The sequence below is a fragment of the Micromonospora sp. AMSO31t genome (assembly GCF_008868175.1).
Taxonomy (GTDB): Bacteria; Actinomycetota; Actinomycetes; order Mycobacteriales; family Micromonosporaceae; genus Micromonospora.
On record NZ_WBKT01000031.1, the window covers coordinates 1 to 23,409 of the forward strand.

General features: G+C 73.6%; 22 protein-coding genes. 5 read left to right on the forward strand and 17 right to left on the reverse strand.

Annotated features, from left to right (window positions below; all coding sequences use genetic code 11):
• Nucleotides 1–108: 108 nt before the first annotated feature.
• The 6 genes from F8274_RS10100 to tmk form a co-directional block, all read right to left on the reverse strand.
• Nucleotides 109–969 carry a regulatory iron-sulfur-containing complex subunit RicT gene (locus F8274_RS10100; protein WP_151462029.1) on the reverse strand — a complete coding sequence of 287 codons (861 nt, stop codon included), beginning with the start codon at nt 967–969 and terminating at the stop codon, nt 109–111.
• Nucleotides 970–1,256: 287 nt separating this feature from the next.
• Nucleotides 1,257–1,925, reverse strand: coding sequence for a hypothetical protein (locus F8274_RS10105; protein WP_151462030.1), 669 nt, complete (start codon nt 1,923–1,925; stop codon nt 1,257–1,259).
• Nucleotides 1,925–2,230 carry a type VII secretion target gene (locus F8274_RS10110; protein ID WP_151462031.1) on the reverse strand — a complete coding sequence of 102 codons (306 nt, stop codon included), beginning with the start codon at nt 2,228–2,230 and terminating at the stop codon, nt 1,925–1,927. Before F8274_RS10110 ends, F8274_RS10105 begins: the two co-directional genes overlap by 1 nt.
• A 1-nt stretch (nt 2,231) precedes the next feature.
• Nucleotides 2,232–2,561 (reverse strand): YbaB/EbfC family nucleoid-associated protein, encoded by a 330-nt coding sequence (locus F8274_RS10115; protein WP_091261137.1) that lies wholly within the window; start codon nt 2,559–2,561, stop codon nt 2,232–2,234.
• Nucleotides 2,562–2,686: 125 nt separating this feature from the next.
• Nucleotides 2,687–4,018, reverse strand: a complete 1,332-nt coding sequence (locus tag F8274_RS10120) for a DNA polymerase III subunit delta' (RefSeq protein WP_151462032.1) — start codon at nt 4,016–4,018, stop codon at nt 2,687–2,689.
• Nucleotides 4,015–6,162, reverse strand: a complete 2,148-nt coding sequence (gene tmk / locus F8274_RS10125) for a dTMP kinase (RefSeq protein ID WP_225853706.1) — start codon at nt 6,160–6,162, stop codon at nt 4,015–4,017. Before tmk ends, F8274_RS10120 begins: the two co-directional genes overlap by 4 nt.
• A gap of 218 nt (nt 6,163–6,380) precedes the next feature.
• Here tmk and F8274_RS10130 point away from each other — a divergent pair, with 218 nt between their 5' ends.
• Complete coding sequence (locus F8274_RS10130; RefSeq protein WP_151462034.1) at nt 6,381–7,589, forward strand: amino acid deaminase/aldolase; 1,209 nt, start codon at nt 6,381–6,383, stop codon at nt 7,587–7,589.
• Between the two features lie 116 nt (nt 7,590–7,705).
• Here the strand turns inward: F8274_RS10130 and F8274_RS10135 are convergent, their stop codons facing one another.
• Nucleotides 7,706–8,281, reverse strand: a complete 576-nt coding sequence (locus F8274_RS10135) for a TetR family transcriptional regulator (protein ID WP_151462035.1) — start codon at nt 8,279–8,281, stop codon at nt 7,706–7,708.
• A gap of 225 nt (nt 8,282–8,506) precedes the next feature.
• Here F8274_RS10135 and F8274_RS10140 point away from each other — a divergent pair, with 225 nt between their 5' ends.
• Nucleotides 8,507–9,814, forward strand: coding sequence for a D-arabinono-1,4-lactone oxidase (locus tag F8274_RS10140; RefSeq protein ID WP_151462036.1), 1,308 nt, complete (start codon nt 8,507–8,509; stop codon nt 9,812–9,814).
• A 59-nt stretch (nt 9,815–9,873) separates the two neighbouring features.
• On the opposite strand, the gene F8274_RS10145 is transcribed toward F8274_RS10140, so the two are convergent.
• The 7 genes from F8274_RS10145 to F8274_RS10175 all read right to left on the reverse strand — a co-directional run bounded on the left by F8274_RS10145 (nt 9,874) and on the right by F8274_RS10175 (nt 18,750).
• Nucleotides 9,874–10,827, reverse strand: a complete 954-nt coding sequence (locus F8274_RS10145) for an endonuclease domain-containing protein (RefSeq protein ID WP_225853707.1) — start codon at nt 10,825–10,827, stop codon at nt 9,874–9,876.
• A gap of 62 nt (nt 10,828–10,889) precedes the next feature.
• The gene (topA, locus tag F8274_RS10150) at nt 10,890–13,718 is read right to left on the reverse strand and encodes a type I DNA topoisomerase (protein WP_151462037.1); all 2,829 of its coding nucleotides are present in this window, start codon (nt 13,716–13,718) and stop codon (nt 10,890–10,892) included.
• A 313-nt stretch (nt 13,719–14,031) separates the two neighbouring features.
• Complete coding sequence (locus F8274_RS10155; protein ID WP_151462038.1) at nt 14,032–14,643, reverse strand: hypothetical protein; 612 nt, start codon at nt 14,641–14,643, stop codon at nt 14,032–14,034.
• On the reverse strand, nt 14,634–15,173 hold the full coding sequence (locus F8274_RS10160) for a hypothetical protein (protein WP_151462039.1): 540 nt from the start codon (nt 15,171–15,173) through the stop codon (nt 14,634–14,636). The genes F8274_RS10155 and F8274_RS10160 overlap by 10 nt, the downstream gene beginning before the upstream one ends.
• Nucleotides 15,174–15,292: 119 nt before the next feature.
• A complete protein-coding gene (locus F8274_RS10165; protein WP_151462040.1) occupies nt 15,293–17,641 on the reverse strand; it encodes a sodium-translocating pyrophosphatase in 2,349 nt (782 codons plus the stop codon).
• Between the two features lie 315 nt (nt 17,642–17,956).
• Nucleotides 17,957–18,397 carry an ATP-binding protein gene (locus F8274_RS10170; protein ID WP_151462041.1) on the reverse strand — a complete coding sequence of 147 codons (441 nt, stop codon included), beginning with the start codon at nt 18,395–18,397 and terminating at the stop codon, nt 17,957–17,959.
• On the reverse strand, nt 18,394–18,750 hold the full coding sequence (locus tag F8274_RS10175) for an STAS domain-containing protein (protein WP_151462042.1): 357 nt from the start codon (nt 18,748–18,750) through the stop codon (nt 18,394–18,396). Before F8274_RS10175 ends, F8274_RS10170 begins: the two co-directional genes overlap by 4 nt.
• Before the next feature lie 126 nt (nt 18,751–18,876).
• On the opposite strand from F8274_RS10175, the gene F8274_RS10180 reads away from it, so the two are divergent.
• The 3 genes from F8274_RS10180 (at nt 18,877) to F8274_RS10190 (ending at nt 22,279) form a co-directional block, all read left to right on the forward strand.
• Nucleotides 18,877–21,279, forward strand: a complete 2,403-nt coding sequence (locus F8274_RS10180) for a DEAD/DEAH box helicase (protein ID WP_151462043.1) — start codon at nt 18,877–18,879, stop codon at nt 21,277–21,279.
• Between the two features lie 103 nt (nt 21,280–21,382).
• Nucleotides 21,383–21,589, forward strand: a complete 207-nt coding sequence (locus F8274_RS10185; protein WP_151462044.1) for a hypothetical protein — start codon at nt 21,383–21,385, stop codon at nt 21,587–21,589.
• 111 nt (nt 21,590–21,700) lie between these two features.
• Nucleotides 21,701–22,279 carry a hypothetical protein gene (locus F8274_RS10190; protein WP_151462045.1) on the forward strand — a complete coding sequence of 193 codons (579 nt, stop codon included), beginning with the start codon at nt 21,701–21,703 and terminating at the stop codon, nt 22,277–22,279.
• Between the two features lie 65 nt (nt 22,280–22,344).
• Here the strand turns inward: F8274_RS10190 and F8274_RS10195 are convergent, their stop codons facing one another.
• From F8274_RS10195 to F8274_RS10205, 3 genes are all read right to left on the reverse strand, one after another.
• The gene (locus F8274_RS10195; protein ID WP_370518215.1) at nt 22,345–22,644 is read right to left on the reverse strand and encodes an Rv3654c family TadE-like protein; all 300 of its coding nucleotides are present in this window, start codon (nt 22,642–22,644) and stop codon (nt 22,345–22,347) included.
• A 131-nt stretch (nt 22,645–22,775) separates the two neighbouring features.
• On the reverse strand, nt 22,776–23,093 hold the full coding sequence (locus F8274_RS10200) for a TadE family type IV pilus minor pilin (RefSeq protein ID WP_151462061.1): 318 nt from the start codon (nt 23,091–23,093) through the stop codon (nt 22,776–22,778).
• 137 nt (nt 23,094–23,230) lie between these two features.
• Nucleotides 23,231–23,398, reverse strand: coding sequence for a DUF4244 domain-containing protein (locus tag F8274_RS10205; protein WP_013283643.1), 168 nt, complete (start codon nt 23,396–23,398; stop codon nt 23,231–23,233).
• Nucleotides 23,399–23,409 lie beyond the last annotated feature (11 nt).

Consider the following 23,409-nt stretch of genomic DNA (forward strand, 5'->3'; position numbering starts at 1 on the left):
TCCTCCGCTGACCCACCAGTTGATCAAGAGGTTTGCGTCAGGAAACGCGCGAATCCTGACGCAAACTTCTTGATCAACGCGGGCCCGGGGCGTGCCGGGGGGCGGGGATCAGCGTGCGGCGTTCTCCGGGCCGGACTGGTTACGGCTTTCGTAGGCGCGGCGGGAGCCGCAGACGTCGGCGCGGGAGCACATGGAGCGCGAGCCGTCGGCGTCCAGGCGGACGGTCACCGCGTCTCTCGGGACGCTGTGGCCCACCACGCGGCCCTCCCCCTCGGGCGTGGTGACGCGGGCCCCGATCGCCGGGGCGGACTCCTGGAACCTGGCGTACAGGGGATGTTCGTACTTCAGGCAGCACATGAGCCGGCCGCAGGCGCCGGAGATGCGCAGCGGGTTGAGCGGCAGGTCCTGGTCCTTGGCCATCCGGATGGTCACCGGCTCGAAGTCGGTGAGGAAGGTGGCGCAGCACAGGTCCCGCCCGCAGGAGCCGATCCCGCCCTGCACCCGCGCCGAGTCCCGCGCGGAGAGCTGCCGCAGCTCGACCCGGCAGTGCAGGGTCGCGCCCAGATCGCGGACGAGGGAGCGGAAGTCGACCCGGTGCGGCGCGGTGAAGTAGACGGTCGTGCGGTCGCTGCCGGTCTCCGGGGTGGCGAAGACGTGGTCGATGGCCACCACCTTCATGGGCAGGCCGTGCTCGCGGATCAGCCGCTTGGCGGCCACCTTGGCGTCGGCCTTGCGCCGGCGCAGCAGCTCGTCGCGGCGCAGGTCGTCGTCGGCGGCCATCCCGGCGAGGCGGGGGAAGCCGCCGGTGTCCTCGCTGACCCACTGCGCGGCCCAGACGCACTCGGCCACCTCGGGCCCGTCGTCGGTGGGCACCAGCACCTTGTCGCCCACCTGGGGGCGCAGCTCACCGGGGTCGAGGTAGAAGAGGCGCCCGTACCGGTTGAAACTGACCGCGCAGAGCATGCCCATGCCCACCACCCTACGACCTTCGGACGGATCCGGGTCGGCCGCCCGTCGCCGTCCGGTCACCCGGCGCAGCGATCCATGTTTGTCGACTCGACCGAACCGATCCCGACCCCTCGTGTCGTTGATCCTCGCCCGGACGGCTGAAACATGAGTCAGCTACGGGACAAATGGCGGCCGACCGCGTTGAGTGAAGCCATACCTGCGGGGGGTGCAGGGGAAGCCACGGCGTCGCCGCCGGAGCCCGGCCACGGCCGGTTCGGCGCGCGACGCCGTGGGCTTGCGCGGCCCGGTCAGTGCCCGATCCGGGTGGTGCCGCCGTAGCGGGGCACGCTCGTGGTCCGGTCCCGCCAGGTCGTCTCGGCCAGGCTCGGCGCCCACTGCCGCAGCAGCGTCTCCGCGCCGTCGTAGGCCACGCCGAGCACGCCCAGCACCCGGGTGGCGATCTCGGCGGCCGCGAGGGCACCGGACCGGCCGGCCTCGGCGCCCGGGCGGGTGGCGGCGTGCACCGTGACCGCCTCGGCCGAGTGCAGCGCCTCGGCCAGCGCCCGGGCCAGCGCGGCCCGGCTCCCCTCCACCCAGTCGGCCAGGGCGTCGGCGTAGCCGGCGGTCGACTCCAGCCGCCCGACCAGGCTCTCCGGCCCCTCGTCCACGTGCCGGAGGAGGGCGGCGCGGGCCTCGTCGTAGGCCGCGGCGGCCGGCCCGGACCAGGCGACCGGGTCGGCGAGGACGGCGCCGGTGTCGTCGTACCCCCGGACGAGCCGGCGCACGGCGTGGCCGGCGCCGGTCAGCGGCGCGGGGTGCAGGTCGAGGAACTCGCGCACGGCCGCGCCGGGCAGCACCCGCATCCGGCGCAGCAGCGGCCAGAGCCGGTGCCCCTCGGGCGCGCCGGCGGCCAGCAGCGCGTCGACCCGGGCGAGCAGGTCGAGGCCCGGCTCGGCGAGGCGGTCGAGGGCGTCCATCACGCCTCCCGGGCCAGCCGCCGCGCGACGTGCTCGTCGGTCGCCGGGTAGCGGTCGGCGGCGCTGCGCAGGGCGGCCGCGGCGGCGGCCAGGCGGGTGGCGGCGGCCTGCGCCTCGCGGGCCCGATCGCCGGTGGCCTCGGTCCACCGCCGGTGCAGGGCGCGGCCGACCTCGCCGGGCCGGCCGGTGGCGTGTGCGCCGAAGGCGGGGTGGGGCGGGTCGGTGGCGGTGACCGTGTGGGCCAGCGTGGCGAGGGTGGCGCCGGCCTCGTCCAGGCGGGCGGCGAGCGCGCGCAACGTCTCCATCTCAGGCTCCCGCCAGCGGCCGGTAGGCCGCGAAGGTCTCGTTGTGCAGCTTCTCCCGGGCCCACTGCGCCGCGTCGGCGGCGGCGGTCACGGCGGCCTGCACGGAGCCGGCGACGTCCCGGGGGTTGCGCTGGTGCAGCGGGCCGAGGAAGCGCACGTCGGTGATCCGCCCGCCGGCGGTCACCACCACCTCGACGAGGCCGTCCGGCGAGCGGACGGTCACCTCGACCGTCGCCACCGCCTGGTCGAACTCGGCCTGGAGGGTCTCGATGCGCCGGTAGCGCCGCACCGCCTCCTCGATCCAGGCCTCGTCGATCTCCCCCCGTGGCATGGGCGGACTCCTCCCGGCTGACCCCGTCACTGAGCGTGCCGCCACCGTCACCGCGCGGCCACACCGGACCGTACCGCAGTCAACAAAGCCTGTCGATGCCCTGTGGACAACCTCGACTGCGGTGGTCAGCCCTTCCACAGGGCGAGCATCATGGCCTCCACCGCGATCCGGGGCTTGACGTTCGCCTCGATCGCCGCCCGGCACTCCAGCACGGCCTCCAGCCGGCGCAGCGCCCCCTCGGCGTCCCACTTCTGCGCGCCGGCCCCGGCCAGCGCCGCGGTGTCGGTGTGCACGGGGGCGACCGGCGCCCGCAGCGCCATGGTGAGCGCGTCCCGGTAGAAGCCGGCCAGATCGACCAGGGCCCGGTCGAGCGCGTCCCGCTGGGCCCGGGTGGCCCGCGACTTCTGTCGCCGCTCCAGGTCCTTGAGCTGCCCGGCGGCACCCCGCATGGCCCCGGCCGCACCCCGGCCGGTGCCGCCCGCGCCGAGCGCGGTCTGGAGCGCGGCCCGCTCCGCCTCGTCGATCTCGGCGACCGTCGCGGCGGCCTCCGCCTCGGCGGCCTCGATCAGCGCGGAGGCCGCGTCGAACGCGGCACCGACCCCGGTCAGCCGGCGTGGCACGGCGAGCACGGCCTCGCGGCGCTGCCGGGCCTCCGGGTCGCGGGCCAGCCGCCGGGCCCGGCCCACGTGCCCCTGCGCCGCCGCGGCGACCCACTCGGCGACGTCGGGGGCGATGCCGTCCCGGCGTACGAGCACCTCGGCCACCGCGCCGGCCGGCGGCTGCCGCAGCGGCACGACCCGGCACCGCGACCGGATGGTCACCGAGATGTCGTCCGGGTGGGTGGAGGGGGCGCAGAGCAGGAAGACGGTACGCGGTGGCGGCTCCTCGACCGCCTTGAGCAGCGCGTTGCCGGCGGCCTCGGTGAGCCGGTCGGCGTCCTCGATGATGACGACCTGCCAGCGGCCGCCGGACGGCGTGCTGGCCGCCCGCAGCACCAGCGCGCGCATCTCGTTCACGCCGATCGAGAGCCCCTCGGGCACCACCAGCCGCACATCGGCGTGGGTGCCCGCCAGGGTGGTGTGGCAGCCGGGGCAGTGGCCGCAGCCGGTGCCGTGCACGCACTGCAGGGCGGCGGCGAAGGCGCGCGCGGCCACCGACCGGCCGGAACCGGGCGGTCCCGTGAAGATCCAGGCGTGGGTCATCCCGGCGCCGGGCTGGACGCCATCCGCGCCGGCGCCGTCACGGGGGGTGGCGCCGCCGGGCTCGTCGAACTCCTCGGCGAGCGCGTCGAGGTCGTCGTGCCCGACGGTCGGGTGGGCTCCGCCGGCCGCCGGGGCGCCCGCCCGCGCCACCGCAGGTGCGGCGGCGCGCAGCAGGGCGGCGGCCGAGGCGGCGGCCCGCCGGAGCGTGGCCACCGCCTCGTCCTGCCCGACCAGGTCGGCGAAGACGTCCGTCATCGGTGGGGGCGTTCCATCGTCACGAGCTCCGCGTCGGATAACTCGGGCTGGACCGTGGTGTCGGGACCCTGGGCCGGGCGCGGGTGCACGATGCCGGCCGGGTCGACGAGGAACTCGTCCACCCGGCGGGCGACCGCCGCGGCGATCTCCTCGACCGGGCGGGACGCGTCGAGCACCAGGTAGCGCTTGGGATCGGCGGCGGCCAGGTCGAGGAAGGCGTACCGGACGCGCTCGTGGAACCCGAGCGACTCGGCCTCCAGCCGGTCGGTGCCCTGGTTGCGGGAGTCGACCCGGGAGCGGCCGGTGTGCGGGTCGACGTCGAGGAGCACCACGAGGTCGGGCTTCAGCCCGCCGGTTGCCCACGAGGAGAGCCAGGAGACCTCCTGCACCGGCAGGGTGCGCCCGGCCCCCTGGTACGCGAGCGACGAGTCGACGTACCGGTCGCTGATCACCACCGCGCCGCGGACCAGCGCCGGCCGGACCACGGTGGCGATGTGGTGCGCCCGGTCGGCGGCGTAGAGCAGCGCCTCGGCGCGCGGCGACGGAGCCTGGTCGTCGGAGGTCTCCAGCACCAGCGAGCGGATCCGCCGGCCGACGCCGGTGGCCCCCGGCTCGCGGGTGACCACGACGTCCCGGCCCTGCCCGCGCAGCCGGTCGGCGAGCGCGGCGAGCTGGGTGGACTTGCCGGCGCCCTCGCCGCCCTCGAAGACCACGAAGAGCCCGCTGGAGACGAAGGGCTCGGACGGCATCAGCGGGCGGCCCCGGATCGAGCCCCAGAGGTCGGCCAGGACCGGCACGCCCTTCTTGTCGTCCATCTGACCGAAGGCGCTGATCCCGGCGAAGATGCCGGCGGCGCCGGCGGCGAGCAGCAGCAGGCGGGTCGAGGAGACCGAGATGCCCAGGTCGGCGATGGTCAGCTGGCGCGAACCGCCGACGCCGACGAGGAGGCTGCTCAGCGCGATGGCCAGGATCAGCACCAGCCGGGTGCCGATCTGCACCACGGCGAAGACCCGGCCGCGCACCTCGTCGGCGACCTCGCCGCCGAGCAGCGTGGTGCCGGCCAGGAAGGCCATGCCGGCGCCCGCGCCGACCAGGACCGCGCCGAGCATCGCCATGGACAGGTGGATGGCGAAGGCGAGCACCAGCACCGAGGCGCTGGCCAGCACGATGCTCATGCCGAACCAGCGGCGCCGCGACATGTCCCGGACGATCATCGGCCCGAGCCCGATGCCGAGCGCCAGGCCGACGAAGATCGCGCCGAAGAGCAGCGAGAACGCGGCGTCACCGGCACCGAGCGAGTTGGCGAAGAACTTGGCCGTGCCGACCACGATGCCGCCGCCCGCGAAGGCACCGAAGATGCCCAGCACGAGGCCGCGTACCAGCGGGGTCTGGCCGATGTATTTCCAGCCGTCGGCGAACTGGCGGAACATGCTCTGCTCGACGCGCTCCGCCTCGCCGCGCTGGGCCTCGCTGATCTCCTTGATCCCGAAGGCCACCACCAGCGCGGTGGCCAGCCGGGAGAAGGCGTTGAACCAGAGGGCGAGCTGGGCCGGCTCGGCCCAGTCGGGCAGGTCGCCGCCGACCGCCCCACGCACCCCACGGTCCAGCACGGCCAGCGCGATGGCGGCGGCCACCGGGGTGAGGCCGTACGTGGTGATCAGGGTGAGCTGGTTGGCGGTCTCCAGCCGGGTCCGCGGGATCAGGTTCGGGACCGCGGCCTCCTTGGCCGGGATCCACAGCAGGGTGACCGACTCGATGAGGAAGGTGGCGATCAGCGCCCATCCGACCACCAGGCCGCCGCTGGCGCCGGTCAGCGCGTAGAGCGGGATGGACGCGAAGAGCACGAAGCGCAGCAGGTCGCAGATGACCATGGTCCACCGGCGGTCGAACCGGTCGGCGAAGACACCCGCCACCGGGCCGAGCACCAGCGCCGGGAGCAGCCGGATCGCGGTCACGCCGCCGAAGGCGGCACCCTGGGCGGTGCTGCCGGAGACCTGGGCGGCGGCGAAGAGGGCGGTGGCGAGCAGGCCGAGCCAGTCGCCGAAGGAGGCGACGCCGAGCACGATCCACAGCCGGCGGAACGGCCGGATGCGCAGCACGGACCGGATGGCGGCCGCACCGGAGCGGTCGGCGGGCGACGACACGCCGGGCGACTCGCCGTTGTTCTGGCTTTCGATGGCCGTACCTCCACGTGCCGGCCCAGAGCTGGGCATCCCCGGTGGAACACTCTAGTCGCGGCGAGCTGCGACCCCCTCCGCGACATTCGCCTGCTCGCCGAGCCTAGGCCGCCGGCACCACCGCCCGCAGCCCGGACAGACGCGAGGGTATTTCGCATTGGCGTCCAGACAGTTAGCGTGCACACGTGGCCATCGACCGTGACAAACTTCGCGATCGCCTCGATCGGGCGACCGCCCACCTCGACCCGCCGTACGCGGTGGTCGATCTCGCCGCCTTCGACGCGAACGCCGGCGCGCTGGTCGACCGGGCGGCCGGCAAGCCGGTCCGGATCGCCAGCAAATCGGTCCGCGTCCGGGAGCTGCTGACCCGGGCGCTGGCCCGGCCCGGCTGGCGCGGCGTGATGGCGTTCACCCTCGCCGAGGCGCTCTGGCTCGCCCGCAGCGGCGTCAGCGACGACGTACTGGTCGCCTATCCGACCGCCGACCGCGGGGCGCTCGCCGAACTGGCCGCCGACCCGGCGCTCGCCGAGGCGGTGACCCTGATGGTCGACGACGCCGGGCAGCTCGACCTGATCGACCAGGTCAGCCCGCCCGGCCGCCGGCCGCCGCTGCGGGTCTGCCTCGAACTGGACGCCTCCTGGCGACCCCTCGGCGGCCGGGTGCACGTCGGCGTGCGGCGCTCCCCGGTGCACAGCGCCGGGGCGGCCGGCAGCCTCGCCGCCGCCGTCGCCGGCCGGTCGGGCTTCCGGCTGGTCGGCCTCATGGCGTACGAGGCGCAGATCGCCGGCCTCGGCGACGCCCCACCCGGGCAGGCGGTGCTGGGCACGGCCATCCGGGTCACCCAGCGCGGGTCGTACCGGGAACTGCTGGCCCGCCGGGCGGCCGCGGTCGCCGCGGTACGCGAGCACGCCGACCTGGAATTCGTCAACGGCGGCGGCACCGGCAGCGTGGCCGCCACCAGCGCCGACCCCGCGGTCACCGAGGTCACCGCCGGCTCCGGCCTGTACGGGCCGACGCTCTTCGACGCGTACCGTGCCTGGCGCCCCACCCCCGCGGCGTTCTTCGCCTGCGCGGTGGTCCGCCGCCCCGGGCCGGGGCTGGCCACCGTGCTCGGCGGCGGTTGGATCGCGTCCGGCCCGGCCGCCGACAGCCGGCTGCCCCGGCCGTGGCTGCCGGCCGGTCTGAAGCTGCTGGGCGCGGAGGGTGCGGGTGAGGTGCAGACCCCGCTCGCCGGCGACGTCGCCACCGAGCTGCGGATCGGCGACCGCGTGTGGTTCCGCCACGCCAAGGCCGGCGAGCTGTGCGAGCACGTCAACGAGGTGCACCTGGTCGACGGCGACAGCGTGGTGGCCACCGTGCCGACCTACCGGGGCGAGGGCCACGCGTTCCTCTAGACGGTGACGGCGGGTCCCGGTACACCTCGGGAACCCGCCGCTCGTCTCCTGCCCGGTCGCACCCGGGCGTCGCACCTGTGATCGTCACCGCCGGCACCTGAGCGGTGACGTCCTGCTCAACCCTGTTGCACGGCCTCCGTCCGGGCGTCGACCTGCCGGTGCAGGTACTCCCGGATGAGCGCCTTCGCCTCGATCAGCACCCGCTCGTCGCCCTCGGTCTTCCGCCGGAACGCCAGCTTGATCAGCGAGTCGGCGGCCTCGACCGCGACCTCCAGGTGGAAGCGGAGGTCGGGCACGCCGGCCAGACCGAACCGTTCCGTGAGCACACGGGCGAGCTGATCGGCGATCACCCCGTTGTTGTCCCGCTGCTCGTCGAGCAGGTGCAGGTCGACCACGTCGCCGAAGTGCAGGGTACGAAAGCCCGGGACCGTGCGGTGCATCGAGATGTACTCGTCGATGGCCGCGTCGACGCCGTCCCACCAGTGGGTCAGGTCGGCGGAGGAGAACCGCTCGTCGAGCCGCTGGAGATAGGACTCCATCGTGCGCAGCGTCAACGCCTGCACGATGGCCCGCTTGTCCGGAAAGAACTGGTAGACCGACCCGATCGCCACCTCGGCACGCTCGGCGAGCAGGGTCGTGGTCAAACCCTCGTACCCCACCTCGTCGACGAGCTCGGCGCAGGCGTCCAGCATTCGCTGGACCCGCGCGACACTTCGACCCTGCACCGGTACCCGACGCAGCGGCCCGGTCGTGGCGGCTGGTGTGGACACTCGGCGCCACCCCCCTTCGACGGATGAACATATCTGCACGTCACGAGTCTGTGACTACCGGTACAACGAGCCGGGCTCGATTGCGGTATTTACCAGGTACAACGTTCCTGATATGAAGTCAGTTCATATTCACGTCGAGGAGCGTCCATGGCCGGCACGGCAGCCACCTGGTCCAACTGGGCCGGCAACCAGCGCAGCACCGCCGCCCTGACGGTGCGCCCCCGCACCGTCGAGGAGGTCGCCAAGGCGGTGCGCCACGCCGCCGACACCGGCCGGACGATCCGGGCGGTGGGCAGCGGACACTCCTTCACCGGCACCGCCGTCGCCGACGGGCACCGGCTCGACCTCGCCGACCTGGACACCGGGGTCACCGTCGACACCGCTCGCCGCCTGGTCACCGTACCGGCCGGAATGACCCTGCACACCCTCAACGACCTGCTCGCCGCCCACGGCCTGGCACTGCCCAACCTCGGCGACATCGACGCGCAGACGATCGCCGGGGGACTCTCCACCGGCACCCACGGCACCGGCGCGAAACTCGGCTGCCTGTCCACCTTCGTCACCGCGCTGACCCTGGTCACCGGCACCGGCGAGGTGCTGCGCTGCTCCGCCGACGAGCACCGCGACGTGTTCGCCGCCGCCCGGGTCGGGCTCGGCGCCGTCGGAGTGCTGGTAGAGCTCACGCTGCGCTGCGTCGACGCCTTCGTGCTCCGCGCGCACGAGCGGCCGGCGGCGCTCGCCGCCGTGCTCGACGACCTGCCCGGCCTCGTCGAGCAGCACGACCACGCCGAGTTCTACTGGTTCCCCTACACCGACCGGGTGCAGGTCAAGACCAACGACCGGGTACCCGCCGACGACCGGCCGCTGCCCCGCTGGCGCGGCTGGCTGGACGACGAGTTCCTCTCCAACACCGTCTTCGCCGGGGCCTGCCGGCTGGGCCGCGCCGCGCCCGCGCTCGCCCCCGGCATCAGCGCGATCTCCGCCCGGGCGCTCACCGAACGCACCTACACCGGTCGCTCCGACCGGGTCTTCTGCACCCCGCGCCGGGTCCGCTTCGTGGAGATGGAGTACGGCCTCCCGCGCGCCGCCCTGCCCACCGCGCTGGCGGAACTGCAACGCATCGTGGACGGGCTGCCGTTCAAGGTGCTGTTCCCGGTCGAGGTGCGATTCACCGCGGCCGACGACATCTGGCTCTCCCACGGATACGGGCGGGACTCGGCGTACATCGCCATCCACCAGTACGTGGGGATGCCGTACGAGCCGTACTTCCGGGCGTTCGAGAAGGTCGCCACGGAACTCGGCGGCCGCCCCCACTGGGGCAAGCTGCACTGGCGGGACGCGGAGTCCCTGGCGACCGCCTACCCGAAGTTCACCGACTTCCAGACAGTCCGCAAGCGCCTGGACCCGGACAACCGCTTCACGAACCCGTACCTGAACCAGGTCCTGGGCGCCTAGAGATCTTGGAGGGAAGTGGCCCGCATGAGGGCCCTTTCCTTCCAAGATCTCGCGAGCCGTCAGCCGCGCCAGCCAGCGGCTCGGAGGGCGGCGCGTAGTTGGCTGACGACCGTCTCGGGGTCTGCGCGCAGGGCCCACGAGGGGAACCGGAGGACCCGGTCACCCTCCACCCAGAGGTCGTTCTGCCGGCGCATGTCGGCCCAGGCGTGTGACGGGTCGAGATGCTGGCCACCGTCGACCTCGACGTGCACCCGCCACTCCTCGAAGTACGCATCCAGATACCGGCGCCGGCCGGCCGCGTCCCGCCGGACCTGCTGACGTGTGGGTTCCGGCAGTCCGGCCCCGCGAACCAGGCTCAACAGGTTCAGCTCGCCCAGCGAGTGCGCGCCGCCGGCGGCGTCCGTCGCGGTGCTCAGGATCAACCGGCGCCGGCGCAGGCGCGGCATCCGGTCGAGGACCTCGTTCAGATCGTCACCGCCCACCAGCCGCTGCTGGAACGCCGCCGCGACGATGGAACGGGCCTGCCCGTCGGTGGGGGCCCACTGGGCCGCGTCGACGACCGAGCGGGCTGCTGCCGTCCGGGGTGGCTGCCCCAGCGGCAGCACGTCCCAGTCCGGTAACTGGCTCGTCCGGTGCGCCCGGACGCCCGTGGGCAGCGGGGCACGGCGAACGGCCGCCGGAAGCAGCAGGTGCACGACACGATCGGGGAACCCGCGCAGCCCGCCCGCCTGGGCGGCGGTGAGTCCGCCGAGCAGCGCGGTGGGGCCGGCGGCCAACACAGCGATCCACCGGAGCTGAGCTCCCGCGATCGGACCGTTGTGCGCCACGAGGACCGCCCGGTGCACCTGGCGCCAGCGACCGGTCGCCACCCGGTGCCGGATCGCCTTGCGGGTCAGGTGCTCCCGCGCCTGTCCCAGGCTGATCACGTCGTCCTGCCGGAAGAGCAACCAGGTCAACTCGTCCGCGTCATCTCTCGGCACCGCCCGCCGCAGCACCGCCCAGGAAGTCCCCACCCACCGACCCTGCCTCAGCGCGCCGCCCTGCGGCGCCCCCTGTGGACAGAGAAAAGATCGACCTACTCCGGGGAGGTGGTGGCCTTTTTTGGGGCTGCCTTTTTGGCCGGGGTTTTCTTGGCCGCCGTCGTTTTGGCGGTGGTCGTCTTCTTGGTGGCCGTGGACTTTGCCGCGGCGGCGGTCTTCTTGGCTGCCGTCTTCTTGGCCGGGGCGGCCTTCTTCGCCGCCTTCTTCTTCGGCGCCGGGCCCTTCGCCCGCTTCTCGGCGAGCATCTCGGAGGCCTCCTCGAGGGTCAGCGCCTCCGGGGTCTGCGCACGCCGCAGCGAGGCGTTGGTCTCCCCGTCCGTGACGTACGGGCCGAACCGGCCGTCCTTGATGACCAGCGGCTTCTCGGTGGCCGGGTCGTTGCCCATCTCCCGCAGCGGCGGCGCGGCGGCCCGGCGCTGCCGGGTCTTCGGGGCGGCCAGCAGGGCGAGCGCCTCGTCCAGCGTGACGGTGAACATCTTGTCTTCCGAGTCCAGCGAGCGGAACTCGTCACCACGCTTGACGTACGGGCCGTAGCGGCCGTTGTTGGCGACCACCTCGTTGCCCTCGGGGTCGGCGCCGATCAGGCGGGGCAGGCTGAGCAGCTGCAACGCCTGCTCGAGGGTGAGGCTGTCCGGCGACTGCGAGCGCAGCAGCGACGACTTCCGCTCGCCGCTGGCCACGTAGGGGCCGAACCGGCCGGACTTGAGCAGGATCGGCTCGCCGGTGGCCGGGTCGTCGCCGAGCTTGCGCTCGCCCCCGCCGCCGAGGAACAGCTCGTGCACCTTCTCCGGGGTCAGCTCGTCGGGCGCCAGGCCCTCGGGGATCGGCGCCCGGTCGCCCTGGCCGCCGCCGCCCTCCTCGCCCTCCGCGGGCGGCGTGGGCTGCTCGCCCGGCAGGGCCCGCTGGAGGTACGGCCCGTAGCGGCCGACCCGGACGACGACCTCGCGCCCGTCGTCCTCGGTGAACAGCGGGATCGAGTTGACGCTGCGCGCGTCGATGTCGCTGAGGTTCTCGGTGACCAGCTTCTTGAGCCCGCCCGCGTGGGCGATCGCTTGGTCGCCGGTGCCGTTGGCGCTGCCGAAGTAGAAGGAGGTGAGGAAGTCGACGGCCGCGTGGTCGCCGCCGGCGATCTCGTCCAGCTCGTTCTCCATGCTGGCCGTGAAGTCGTAGTCGATGAGGCGCGGGTAGTGCCGCTCCAGCAGCCCGATCACCGCGAACGCCAGGAACGACGGGATCATGGCCTGGCCGCGCTTGAAGACGTACCCGCGGTCCTGGATCGTCTGCATGATCGACGCGTAGGTCGACGGCCGGCCGATGCCCAGCTCCTCCAGGGCCTTGACCAGCGACGCCTCGGTGTAGCGGGCGGGCGGCTGGGTGTGGTGGCCCTGGGGGGCCAGCTCGTCGGCGGTGAGCGGCTGGTCCTTGGTCAGGGTGGGCAGCCGCCGCTCGGCGTCCTCGGCCTCGGCGTTCTCGTCGTCGCTCGACTCGACGTAGGCGCGCAGGAAGCCCGGGTCGGTGATGGTCTTGCCGGTCGCGCCGAAGTCGGCCTCCTCGCCGGCGGAGGAGAGCGCCCGGATGCGCACCGACACGCTGGAGCCGACCGCGTCGGTCATCTGCGAGGCGATGGTGCGCCGCCAGATCAGCTCGTAGAGCTTGAACTCCTCGGCGGACAGCTCCTTGGCCACCTCGCCCGGGGTGCGGAAGTTGTCCCCCGCCGGGCGGATCGCCTCGTGCGCCTCCTGCGCGTTCTTCACCTTGCCGGTGTAGCGGCGCGGCTCCGGCGGCACGCTGCGCTCGCCGTAGAGCTCGGCGATCTGCCGGCGGGCCGCCGCGATGGCGGTCTCCGACAGGTTCACCGAGTCGGTACGCATGTAGGTGATGTAGCCGTTCTCGTAGAGCCGCTGCGCGGTGCGCATCGTCTGCTGGGACGAGAGCCGCAGCTTGCGGGCCGCCTCCTGCTGGAGGGTGGAGGTGATGAACGGCGCGTACGGGCGGCGGCGGTAGGGCTTCTCCTCGACCCGGGTGACGGTGAACGGTCGCCCGTCCAGCCGCGCGGCCAGCCCCCGGGCGCCGCTCTCGTCCAGGTGCACCACGCCGGCGCCGGCCCGGACCCGGCCGGTGGTGGGCTCGAAGTCCTTGCCGGTGGCGATCCGGTCGCCGCCCAGCGCGATCAGGGTGGCGTTGAAGGTGCGCGGCCCCTCGCCGGGGTTCGCCACGGCCAGGGTGGCCAGGATGTCCCAGTACTCGGCGGTGCGGAACGCCATCCGCTGCCGCTCCCGCTCGACCACGATGCGGGTCGCCACGGACTGCACCCGGCCGGCGGAGAGGCCGCTGCGGACCTTGCGCCAGAGCACCGGGGAGACCTCGTAGCCGTAGAGCCGGTCGAGGATGCGCCGGGCCTCCTGGGCGTCGACCAGGTCCCGGTCGATCTCCCGGGGGTTGGCGACGGCGGCCTGGATGGCCGGCTTGGTGATCTCGTGGAAGACCATCCGCTTGACCGGCACCTTGGGCTTCAACGTCTCCACGAGGTGCCAGGCGATCGCCTCGCCCTCGCGGTCCTCGTCCGTCGCGAGGAAGATCTCGTCGACTTCCTTGGCCAGCGACTTCAGCTTGGTGATCTGCTTCTTCCGGTCGGCCGAGACCACGTAGAGCGCGGCGAAGCCGTTGTCGACGTCGACGCCGAGCCGGGCCCAGGGCTTGTCCTCGTAGGCGGCCGGGATCTCGGCGGCGTTGCGGGGCAGGTCCCGGACGTGGCCGAAGCTGGCCTCCACGACATACCCCGGGCCGAGGTAGCCCGAGATCGTCTTGGCCTTCGCCGGTGACTCGACGATGACCAGACGGGTGGTTCCAGCGTTGCTCGGCACGTCTCTCCCCGACCTCACTCCTACGCAATGCCCGCTTCGGGGCGTGTTGCACCCTGCCGGACCACCGGCGGTCCGGATGTCCAACGTAACGCGCCGTCCGCGTTCCGGGTTTCGTGGGCGGCAAATGATCAGGTGGCGTCGACCATCGGCCGGCACCCCGCCGGACGGCGCCACCGTACACCGTGGGTAGGGCGCCGAGCGGGTCACTGTGACGATCGCGCACCCATGGCGGAGGAGACATCGGTCGTTTTCCTGGGCAAACCTCCGCAGGGGGTGTCCGGGATCGGACACGCGGCGGGCTTGCGCCGGAGAATCAGCCGTGCGTGGCCGGCCACTCGGCCGCCGGTACGGTCCGCGGCCGGTCCCCCACCAGCTCCGCGAGCCGGTTCACCCGCCGTCGACCGGTGATCCGGTACGCCGGCCCGCCCTCGTCCGCCTCCACGAACGCGGCGGGCAGCCCCACCGCGGCCAGCGCGGCGCGCACCGGCGGCCAGCACTCCTCGTCGGCCGGGCCGAGCCGGAGCCGGAACCCGGCCGGGTCGGCCGCCCCGGCGGCGGCGAGCCAGAGCCGCAGCCGCCGCCCGTTGAGGTGGAACGCCGCCGGGGGTCGCTTCACCGTGCCGCGCAGCCAGGCCAGCGCGAGGGGGGACAGGGTCGTGGCGTACGCGGTGCGCACGAGGTGCTGCCCGTCCCCGGTCGGCTCCCAGCTCGCCGGGATCCCCCGGGCGCCCAGCTCGGCCACCAGCACGTGCACCCGCCAGGCGGCGTCCACCACCACGGAGACCCGGGCCGTCCCGCCCATCCGGACCACCTCACCGGGCCCGGCGAGCAGGCCGGCGAGGTCCGCCAGCGACGGGTCGACCGCCTCGGTGGAGAACAGCGAGGGCTGGCGGGCCGGTTTCGGGGTGGGAGGGGTCAGCGACACTCCGGGACCTCGTCGAAGGCCTCTTTCAGCTCGGGTGAGTTGAGCCTGCTGGTGTCCAGCGCGCTTGCGTCGTACTCCTTGTTGAGCGTGTCCACGGCGGCCCGCACGCCGTCGTAGAACGGGCCGGCCTGTGCGGTGTCCAGCCGGTCGATGGTGTCCCGGGCCCGCCCGTACGCGTCGCGCACCTTGCTGAGCGAGGCGCGGAACCCGGCGGAGATCTCGTCGCCGTGGTCGGTCTCTGGCACGCCCGCCTCCTCGACCTTGCGCCGGGCGGTCTCGCTGGCCTCCTCGGCCCCGGCGAAGAGCCGGACCAGGTTCTCCTTGGCCTGCGCCGGGGTGGTCCGCGCGGTCATCTGCTGCTGGGTGCTGCTGGTCAGCTTGTTGATCTCGGCGCGCCACGGGCTGAGCGCCTGGCAGACCGACGCGGCCCAGGCCTGCGGGCTGGGTCCGCCGCAGCCCGAGACGACGAGGACCAGCGTGGCCAGGACCACCGTGAGCTTTCCGGCGGTTGCCGCCCGGCGCGTACGCATGCGAAGCAGCGTACGACCTTGCGGTGGAAGTGCCACCGGTCAGGTTTCGTGCACGGGACCGCCGGACGGCACGGTTCCCGGCCGGCCGGGGCCGACCGGGAACCGCCGCGTCGTCCGGGTCAGGCGTTGACCGTCTCCACCTGCTGGTCCGGGGTGCCGGCACCGCTGTCGGAGTCGTCCATCGCGATGCCCTTGCGCTTGCTGAACACCACCGCGGCCACGATGACCAGCGCGGCCACCACGGCGATCGTGATCCGCAGCGCGGGGTTCTTGTCGTCGCCCACGCTCCAGGCCACCACGGCCGGCGCGATCAGCAGCGAGACCAGGTTCATCACCTTGATCAGCGGGTTGATCGCCGGGCCGGCGGTGTCCTTGAACGGGTCGCCGACGGTGTCGCCGATGACGGTCGCGGAGTGCGACTCGGAGCCCTTGCCGCCGTACGCGCCGTCCTCCACCAGCTTCTTGGCGTTGTCCCAGGCGCCACCGGAGTTGGCCAGGAAGACCGCCATCAGGGTGCCCGCGCCGATCGCACCGGCCAGGTACGAGGCCAGCGCGCCCGGGCCGAGGCCGAAGCCCACCGCGATCGGGGCCAGGATGGCCAGCAGGCCGGGGGTCATCAGCTCGCGCTGCGCGTCCCGGGTGCAGATGTCGACGACCTTGCCGTACTCGGGGCGCTGGGTGCGGTCCATGATGCCGGGCAACTCGCGGAACTGCCGTCGGACCTCCATCACCACGGCGCCGGCCGAGCGGGAGACCGCGTTGATGGCCAGGCCGGAGAAGAGGAAGACCACCGCCGCGCCGATGATGAGGCCGACCAGGTTGCGCGGGTTGGCCACGTTCAGCGAGTTGAGGATCTCGGCGCCGACGTCGCCCACACCCGCGTCCTCGTACGAGGAGCGCAGCGTGTCGGTGTACGAGCCGAACAGCGCGGTCGCCGCCAGCACGGCGGTGGCGATCGCGATGCCCTTGGTGATCGCCTTGGTGGTGTTGCCGACGGCGTCCAGCTCGGTCAGCGTCCGCGCGCCGTGCTCGTCGATGTCGCCGGACATCTCGGCCACGCCCTGGGCGTTGTCGGAGATCGGGCCGAAGGTGTCCATGGCGACGATGACGCCGACGGTGGTGAGCAGGCCGGTGCCGGCCAGCGCCACCGCGAACAGCGACAGCGTGATCGAGCTGCCGCCGAGCAGGAAGGCGCCGAAGACGCCGGCGCCGATCAGCAGTGCCGAGTAGACCGCCGACTCCAGGCCGACGCTGATGCCGGCGAGGATGACGGTGGCGGCGCCGGTCTGCGAGCTCTTGCCGATGTCCTGCACCGGGCGCCGGTTGGTCTCGGTGAAGTAGCCGGTGAGCGCCTGGATCGCGGCGGCCAGCACGATGCCGATGACCACCGCGCCGATGGCCACGAGCCGCGGATTGCGGTCGACGTCGGTCAGCCCGCCCTGCAGTTCACCGAAGGTGGCCGGCAGGTAGGCGAACGCGGCGATCGCCACCAGCACGGCGGAGATCACCGCGGACAGGTAGAAGGCCCGGTTGATCGCGGTGAGGCCGTTGCGGTCGCTGGTGCGCAGCCGGGTGATGAAGACGCCGACGATGGCGACCAGCACGCCGATGGTGGAGATGATCAGCGGGAAGACCAGGCCGTCCTCGCCGAACGCGGCGCGGCCCAGGATCAGCGCGGCGACCAGGGTGACCGCGTACGACTCGAAGAGGTCGGCCGCCATGCCGGCGCAGTCACCGACGTTGTCGCCCACGTTGTCGGCGATGGTGGCGGCGTTGCGCGGGTCGTCCTCCGGGATGCCCTGCTCGACCTTGCCGACCAGGTCGGCGCCGACGTCGGCGGCCTTCGTGAAGATGCCGCCGCCGACCCGCATGAACATGGCGAGCAGCGCGGCGCCGAAGCCGAAGCCCTCCAGCACGGTGGGGGCGTCACCCTTGAACAGGATGACGACCAGCGCCGCACCGAAGAGGCCGAGACCGACGGTGAGGAAGCCGACGACGCCACCCGTGCGGAAGGCGATCTTCATGGCGCCCTCGCGCCCGCCTTCCCGCTCCCGGGCGGCCGCGGCGACCCGCAGGTTGGCGCGGGTGGCCAGCCACATGCCGGCGCCGCCGATGAACGCGCTGAACAGCGCGCCCACGACGAAGAACGCCGACCGGCCGATCTTCACGAGGGTCTCGCTGCCGTCGGTGTCGTGCACCGGCAGCAGGAACAGCAGCACGACGGCGATCACCACGAAGATCGCCAGGGTGCGGAACTGCCGCAGCAGGTACGCGGACGCACCCTCCTGCACCGCCCCGGAAATCTCCTGCATGTTGGTGGTTCCCGTACCGGCCGCCAGGACCGCCCTGGTGAGGGCGGCCGCGAAGACGAGCGCCACCAGCGCGATGACCGCGGCGATGACGACGTACGTCACGTTGGCTCCGGTAAGGGACAGTGCGCCGCCGTCGGCGGCCAAGGTCCCGGACATCTATGTCCTCCTGTACCGAACACTCGCGCCGGCCATGGAGACGCACGGACCGACGCCTGGATTGCGGACTCGCAAGTGCGCGCCAACCCACCCCGGCGGACCAGCGATGAACACCCATTCCCGCTGGCTGCGAGTCGGGTCACTTGCTGACAACCCGGGTACTGTAGCCCTCCGGCGTGGTGAGGGTCACACCGAGGGGCCAGGGTGTCTCGATGATCTTCGTAACTGTGCTATGTGAGGAAATCTGATATAAGCGCCGGGCAGCACGACGAGGCCGCGCTCCCCGAGGGGAACGCGGCCTGCGCAAGGACAGGGTCAGGCGCGGCCGGCCGGCCAGACCATCCGGACCTCGGTGCCGACGCCCTCGTCGACCGGACGGACCTGGAGGTCCTCGACGAAACCCGCGAGCAGGGCGAACCCCACCCCGGTGGTCAGCGCGTCCTCGCTGAGCGACTCCTTGGCCAGCTCGTCCGGGGGCAGCGCGGCGAGGCCGATGCTCGCCTCGATCGGAGCGCGGTCCACCACCCGCACCGTGTACGCCCCGCTGTCGGACATCTCCACGTAGACCGGGTCGGGCAGCCCGTACTGCCGGTGCAACGCGACCGCCCGGGTGCACGCCTCCCCGATGGCCAGGCGCACCTCGTCGAGCAGGTCCTCGCGCACCCCGGCCCGCCGGGCCACCGCGACGCCGACCAGGCGGGCGGTGCGGACGTGCACCGGAGCCGGGGAGAACGAGAGCTTGACGGTCGCCATCATGCGCCGGCGCCGGTCGGGTCGGCGTTGATCGCCGCGTCGACCGTGGGATGCAACGGGAAGACCTGGTCCAGGGCCGTGATCCGGAAGATCTTGAGCAGCGGCTCCTTGTCGCAGACCAGCGCGAACGAACCGCCGGCCGAGCGGAGCCGCTTGAGCGCGCCGACCAGCACGCCGAGGCCCGTCGAGTCGAGGAAGTCCACCCGGCCGAGGTCCACCACGACCCGGCGGGCACCGCCGTCGATCAGCTCCAGGAGCCGTTCCCGCAGGCGCGGCGCGGTGTAGACGTCCACCTCACCGCCGACCTCGAGCACCGTGTGCTCCCCCACGGTGCGGGTCGCCAGCGACAGCTCCATCGGTCCCTCCTCGGTAAGCTCTTGTGGGCATCTAACCATCCCCCCGCGCGGCCCCTTCCAGGTCACCGGCGAAGGCTTCCCCATACCCAGGCCCCCCGGTTTTCAATTCCGAACACCAGTGCGAGAGTGCAGGACGTGACCAGTGCACCTACCGCGCCGCCGGGCAGTGGCCCCGGGCGGGCGCCGGGAGAGCTGCTCCGGCGACTGCGCCTGCGGCACGCCGCCGACCCGGTCACCCACGTCGAGCGGGTCCCGGCCCGGGCCGGCGAGCCGGCGCCGTGGCCGGACTGGGCGCCCGACGAGCTGCGGGCGGCGTTCGCGCGGCGCGGCGTGCTCGCACCGTGGCGGCACCAGGCCGAAGCCGCCGAGCTGGCGTACGCGGGGAAGCACGTCGTGGTGGCCACCGGCACGGCGTCCGGCAAGTCGCTGGCGTACCAGTTGCCGGCACTGGGCACCCTGCTCGCCGACCCACGCGCCACGGTGCTCTACCTGGCTCCCACCAAGGCCCTCGCCGCCGACCAGCTCCGCGCCGTCGCCGGCCTGGAGCTGGAGGGGGTACGCCCCGCCACCTACGACGGGGACACCCCGCGCACCGAGCGGGAGTGGATCCGCCGGCACTCCCGGTTCGTGCTGACCAACCCCGACATGGTGCACCACGGCATCCTGCCCGGGCACGCGCACTGGTCGGGCTTCCTGCGCCGGCTCGCGTACGTGGTGGTCGACGAGTGCCACACCTACCGGGGCGTGTTCGGCTCGCACGTGGCGCACGTGCTGCGGCGGCTGCGCCGGCAGTGCGCGCGCTACGGGCGTACCCCCGTCTTCGTGCTGGCCTCCGCCACGTCGGGCGACCCGGCGACGGCGGCCGGCCGGCTCACCGGCCTGCCCGTCACGGCCGTCACCGAGGACACCTCGCCGCGCGGCGGGGTGACCTTCGCGCTCTGGGAACCGCCGCTGCTGCCCTCCTCTTCCGCTGATCAGGAGGTCGCCGACCTGGTGTCCGTCCGCCGCTCGGCGCTGCGGGAGACCGCCGACCTGCTGACCGACAGCGTGATCGAGGGGGTACGCACGCTCGCCTTCGTCCGGTCCCGGCGCGGCGCGGAGGTGGTCGCCGCGAACGCCCGGCGGGCGCTCGACGAGGCGGTGCCCGGGCTCGGCGACCGGGTGGCCGCCTACCGGGCCGGCTACCTGCGCGAGGAGCGCCGCGAGCTGGAACGCGCGCTGCTCACCGGCGACCTGCTCGGGCTCGCCTCCACCAACGCCCTGGAACTCGGCGTCGACCTGGTCGGGCTGGACGCCGTGCTGATCTGCGGCTGGCCGGGCACCCGGGCGTCGCTCTGGCAGCAGGCCGGCCGGGCCGGCCGCTCCGGCGACGAGGCCCTCGCCGTGCTGGTGGCCCGGGACGACCCGCTCGACACCTACCTGGTGCACCACCCCGAGGCGCTGTTCGGGCGGCCCGTCGAGGCGACCGTGCTCGACCCGGCCAACCCGTACGTGCTCGCGCCGCAGCTCGCCTGCGCCGCGCACGAGGCCGCGCTCACCCCGGCCGACCTGGAACTCTTCGGGGAGGGCGCGAAGGAGGCCGTCGACTCGCTGGTCGAGGCGGGGGCGCTGCGGCAGCGGCCCACCGGCTGGTACTGGCGGCACCGGGAACGCCCGGAGGTCGACCTGCGCGGCGAGGGCGGGGCGCCGGTCTGCGTGGTGGAGGAGTCCACGGGCCGGCTGCTCGGCACCGTCGACGGCGGCTCCTCGCACTTCCTGCTGCACTCCGGTGCGGTCTACCTGCACCAGGGCGTCTCGTACGTGGTCGACTCGCTCGACCTGGCCGACGGGTGCGCGCTGGTGCACGCCGAGGAGCCGGACTGGTCCACCCACGCCCGGGACGTCACCTCGCTGTCCGTGGTGTCCGTTCGGTCCTACGTGGACGCCGGGCCGGTCGGGCTCTTCCTCGGCGAGGTGGACGTGACCAGCCAGGTGGTGTCGTACCAGCGGCGGCGGATCGCCACCGGTGAGGTGATCGACACCCGGCCGCTCGACCTGCCGGCGCGGGAGCTGCGCACCGTCGCGGTCTGGTTCACGCTCTCGCCGGAGTCGCTGGCCGCGGCCGGGGTGGAGGCCGCCGACATCCCGGGGGCGCTGCACGCCGCCGAGCACGCCGCGATCGGCCTGCTGCCGCTCATGGCGACCTGCGACCGGTGGGACATCGGCGGGCTCTCCACCGCCCTGCACCCGAACACCGAGGCGCCCACCGTCTTCGTCTACGACGGCCACCCGGGCGGGGCGGGCTTCGCCGAGCGGGCGTACGGGACGGCCGCCGCCTGGCTGCGCGCCACCCGGGACGCGATCGTCGAGTGCGGGTGCGAGTCGGGCTGTCCGTCCTGCGTGCAGTCCCCGAAGTGCGGCAACGGGAACAACCCGCTCTCCAAGCCGGACGCGGTCAAGGTCCTCGACGTGGTGCTCGTCAACCTGGCGGCCGCCGAGGGTGGGCGCGGGCCCGTGCTGCCCCGGCAGGAGGGGCGGGCCGGGGACTGACCTCCTGGTTCGTGGGACGGGCGCATGAGTCGGACGGCATCGGGGCATTGATGCATGGGAGCGCTTCCATGTCCCCGAGCTTCTTCGCGCCGGAGGTACCGCCGTGGCCGACACCATCGCCGAGACCGTCGACCTGCTCTACACGATCGACCAGGAGAACCTCACCCCCGACCAGCAGATCGCGCTGGGTGTCGCGCTGGCCAACCTGGCCCAGGCCGAGCGCCTGGACCAGATCAACGAGCGCCTGCGCGGCATCCACCAGGTGCTCAACGCCTGGGCCATGAAGGCGACGGTCGACGGCGGCCGCTGACCCTTGCCGGCCGCCGGGCGAGCGGTCACCCGTCGGAACGCGCCGGTCGCGGGCACGCGGTGGCGGCCGAGCTGTGCGAGACTCCGGCGTTCGCCTCTTCAAGGAGACCAGATGCAGCTCGACAGCTTGCAGGCCCAGCAGCGGTTCATCGTCCGGCAGCGGATCCGGATGATGGTCAACCAGTACGAGGTCCACTCGGTGGCGCCGGACGGCTCGGAGGGTGGGCTGCTCGCGTTCGCGCAGCAGAAGCGGCTCGCCTTCAAGGAGCAGGTGACCATCTACACCGACGACTCCAAGCAGTACCCCCTGCTCGGCTTCAAGGCCCGGCAGCGCCTCGACCTCGGCGCCACGTACGACGTGACCGACCACGCGGGCACCCCGATCGGGCTGTTCCGCAAGGACTTCGCCCAGTCGCTGCTGCGCTCCACCTGGCACGTCGAGCAGGCCGGCCTGCCGCAGATGACCGGGCAGGAGCGGAGCCTGCCGGTGGCCCTGCTGCGCCGCTTCGTGGACTCGCTCTCCTGGCTGCCCTACCACTTCGACTTCGTGGCGGGCGGCCAGCCGGTGTTCTCGGTCGACAAGAAGTGGGGCCTGCGCGACCGGTACGTGGTCGACATCCACCAGCCGCAGATCGACCGGCGACTCGTGATCGCCATGGCCGTCGGCCTGGACGCCCTCCAGGCCCGCTGACGCCGACGACTCGACGCGGCCGGTGTCGGGGCGGTGAGCTTCCGCCCCGGCACCGGCCGCGGTCGTCAGCCTCGGGCCGGGCCGGCCCGGGAGGTGGCGGTCGCCGCGCGGGCGAGCCAGGGCAGTGGGGCGACCCGCACCTCCGTCGTGACGACGACGTCGAGACCGTCGAGCCGGCAGGCCGTCAGCCGGCCGCCGTTGGCCCCGGCCAGCTCGGCGGCCCGACCGCACGCCACCTCGGCGCCCTCCACTGCCCGGCCGGCACCGGCGAGCGCCCCGAAGTCAGCGGCGTTCCGGGCCTGGTGACGTGCGTGCCGGGCCGCGCCGAGCCCGGCGCCGAAGAGCCCGACCAGCACGAGCACCATCCCCACCGCGAGCAGGCACACCGTCGCCCCACCCCGGTCGGCGCCCTGGTGAGGCCGCCCGTCGACCACCCGCCCGGCCCCGCTTGCCCACGAGTGCCCGAGACCAGCCGGGCGGGTTCCGTCGCCCGCGGTCACGGTTGCGGTCCGGGGGCTCCGGGTTCGACGGCGGCGACCGCGGTGCCCGACACGGTGAGCCGGGGCAGCCGGGTGCCGAAGCTCCAGACCGGCGCCCGGACGGTCACGGTGACACGGTCGCCGGCCACGGTCACCGAGATGTCCGCGCCGGCCGGGGCGTACCGGGAGCCGGCCGTCGACCCCGGTTCGCCCCGGGCGGCCGCGAGCGCCGCCTCGCGGGCCGCGTCGAGGCAGCCCGCGCGGGTGGTGACCGCGCCGAGCGCGGTGAGGCCGGCGAAGAGGAGGAGCATCAGCGCCGGCAGGCCGGCCGCCAACTCGGCCGTGAACGAGCCCCGCTCCCGCGCACCCCACGGCCGCCGGCCGCCGACCCGTTCCGGGCGCCCGGTGCCTGTCGTGCCGGGCGGAGAGCCCGGGTCCGGTCCGGGCTGGCGGCCGGCCCACCGGCGACCGGTCACTTCAAGGCCCGGTCGATGACGGCGGTGAGGGCGGACTGCACGTTGCCGGAGGTGAGCACCTTCAGCAGGATCCCGGCGAAGGCGACCGCCGCGAGGGTGCCGACGGCGTACTCGGCCGTGTTCATCCCGGCGTCCCCGCGCAGGCGGGTGAGGAGTTTGCGCATGGCGTACTTCC

Excerpts from the sequence above, each read along its gene's own strand:
- F8274_RS10100 (WP_151462029.1), bottom strand. The coding sequence starts at position 969 with ATGGGCATGCTCTGCGCGGTCAGTTTCAACCGGTACGGGCGCCTCTTC.
- F8274_RS10105 (WP_151462030.1), bottom strand. The coding sequence starts at position 1,925 with ATGGACGCCCTCGACCGCCTCGCCGAGCCGGGCCTCGACCTGCTCGCC.
- F8274_RS10110 (WP_151462031.1), bottom strand. The coding sequence starts at position 2,230 with ATGGAGACGTTGCGCGCGCTCGCCGCCCGCCTGGACGAGGCCGGCGCC.
- F8274_RS10115 (WP_091261137.1), bottom strand. The coding sequence starts at position 2,561 with ATGCCACGGGGGGAGATCGACGAGGCCTGGATCGAGGAGGCGGTGCGG.
- F8274_RS10120 (WP_151462032.1), bottom strand. The coding sequence starts at position 4,018 with ATGACGGACGTCTTCGCCGACCTGGTCGGGCAGGACGAGGCGGTGGCC.
- F8274_RS10135 (WP_151462035.1), bottom strand. The coding sequence starts at position 8,281 with ATGCTGGACGCCTGCGCCGAGCTCGTCGACGAGGTGGGGTACGAGGGT.
- F8274_RS10140 (WP_151462036.1), top strand. The coding sequence starts at position 8,507 with ATGGCCGGCACGGCAGCCACCTGGTCCAACTGGGCCGGCAACCAGCGC.
- F8274_RS10160 (WP_151462039.1), bottom strand. The coding sequence starts at position 15,173 with ATGCGTACGCGCCGGGCGGCAACCGCCGGAAAGCTCACGGTGGTCCTG.
- F8274_RS10165 (WP_151462040.1), bottom strand. The coding sequence starts at position 17,641 with ATGTCCGGGACCTTGGCCGCCGACGGCGGCGCACTGTCCCTTACCGGA.
- F8274_RS10170 (WP_151462041.1), bottom strand. The coding sequence starts at position 18,397 with ATGATGGCGACCGTCAAGCTCTCGTTCTCCCCGGCTCCGGTGCACGTC.
- F8274_RS10175 (WP_151462042.1), bottom strand. The coding sequence starts at position 18,750 with ATGGAGCTGTCGCTGGCGACCCGCACCGTGGGGGAGCACACGGTGCTC.
- F8274_RS10190 (WP_151462045.1), top strand. The coding sequence starts at position 21,701 with ATGCAGCTCGACAGCTTGCAGGCCCAGCAGCGGTTCATCGTCCGGCAG.
- F8274_RS10195 (WP_370518215.1), bottom strand. The coding sequence starts at position 22,644 with ATGGTGCTCGTGCTGGTCGGGCTCTTCGGCGCCGGGCTCGGCGCGGCC.
- F8274_RS10205 (WP_013283643.1), bottom strand. The coding sequence starts at position 23,398 with ATGCGCAAACTCCTCACCCGCCTGCGCGGGGACGCCGGGATGAACACG.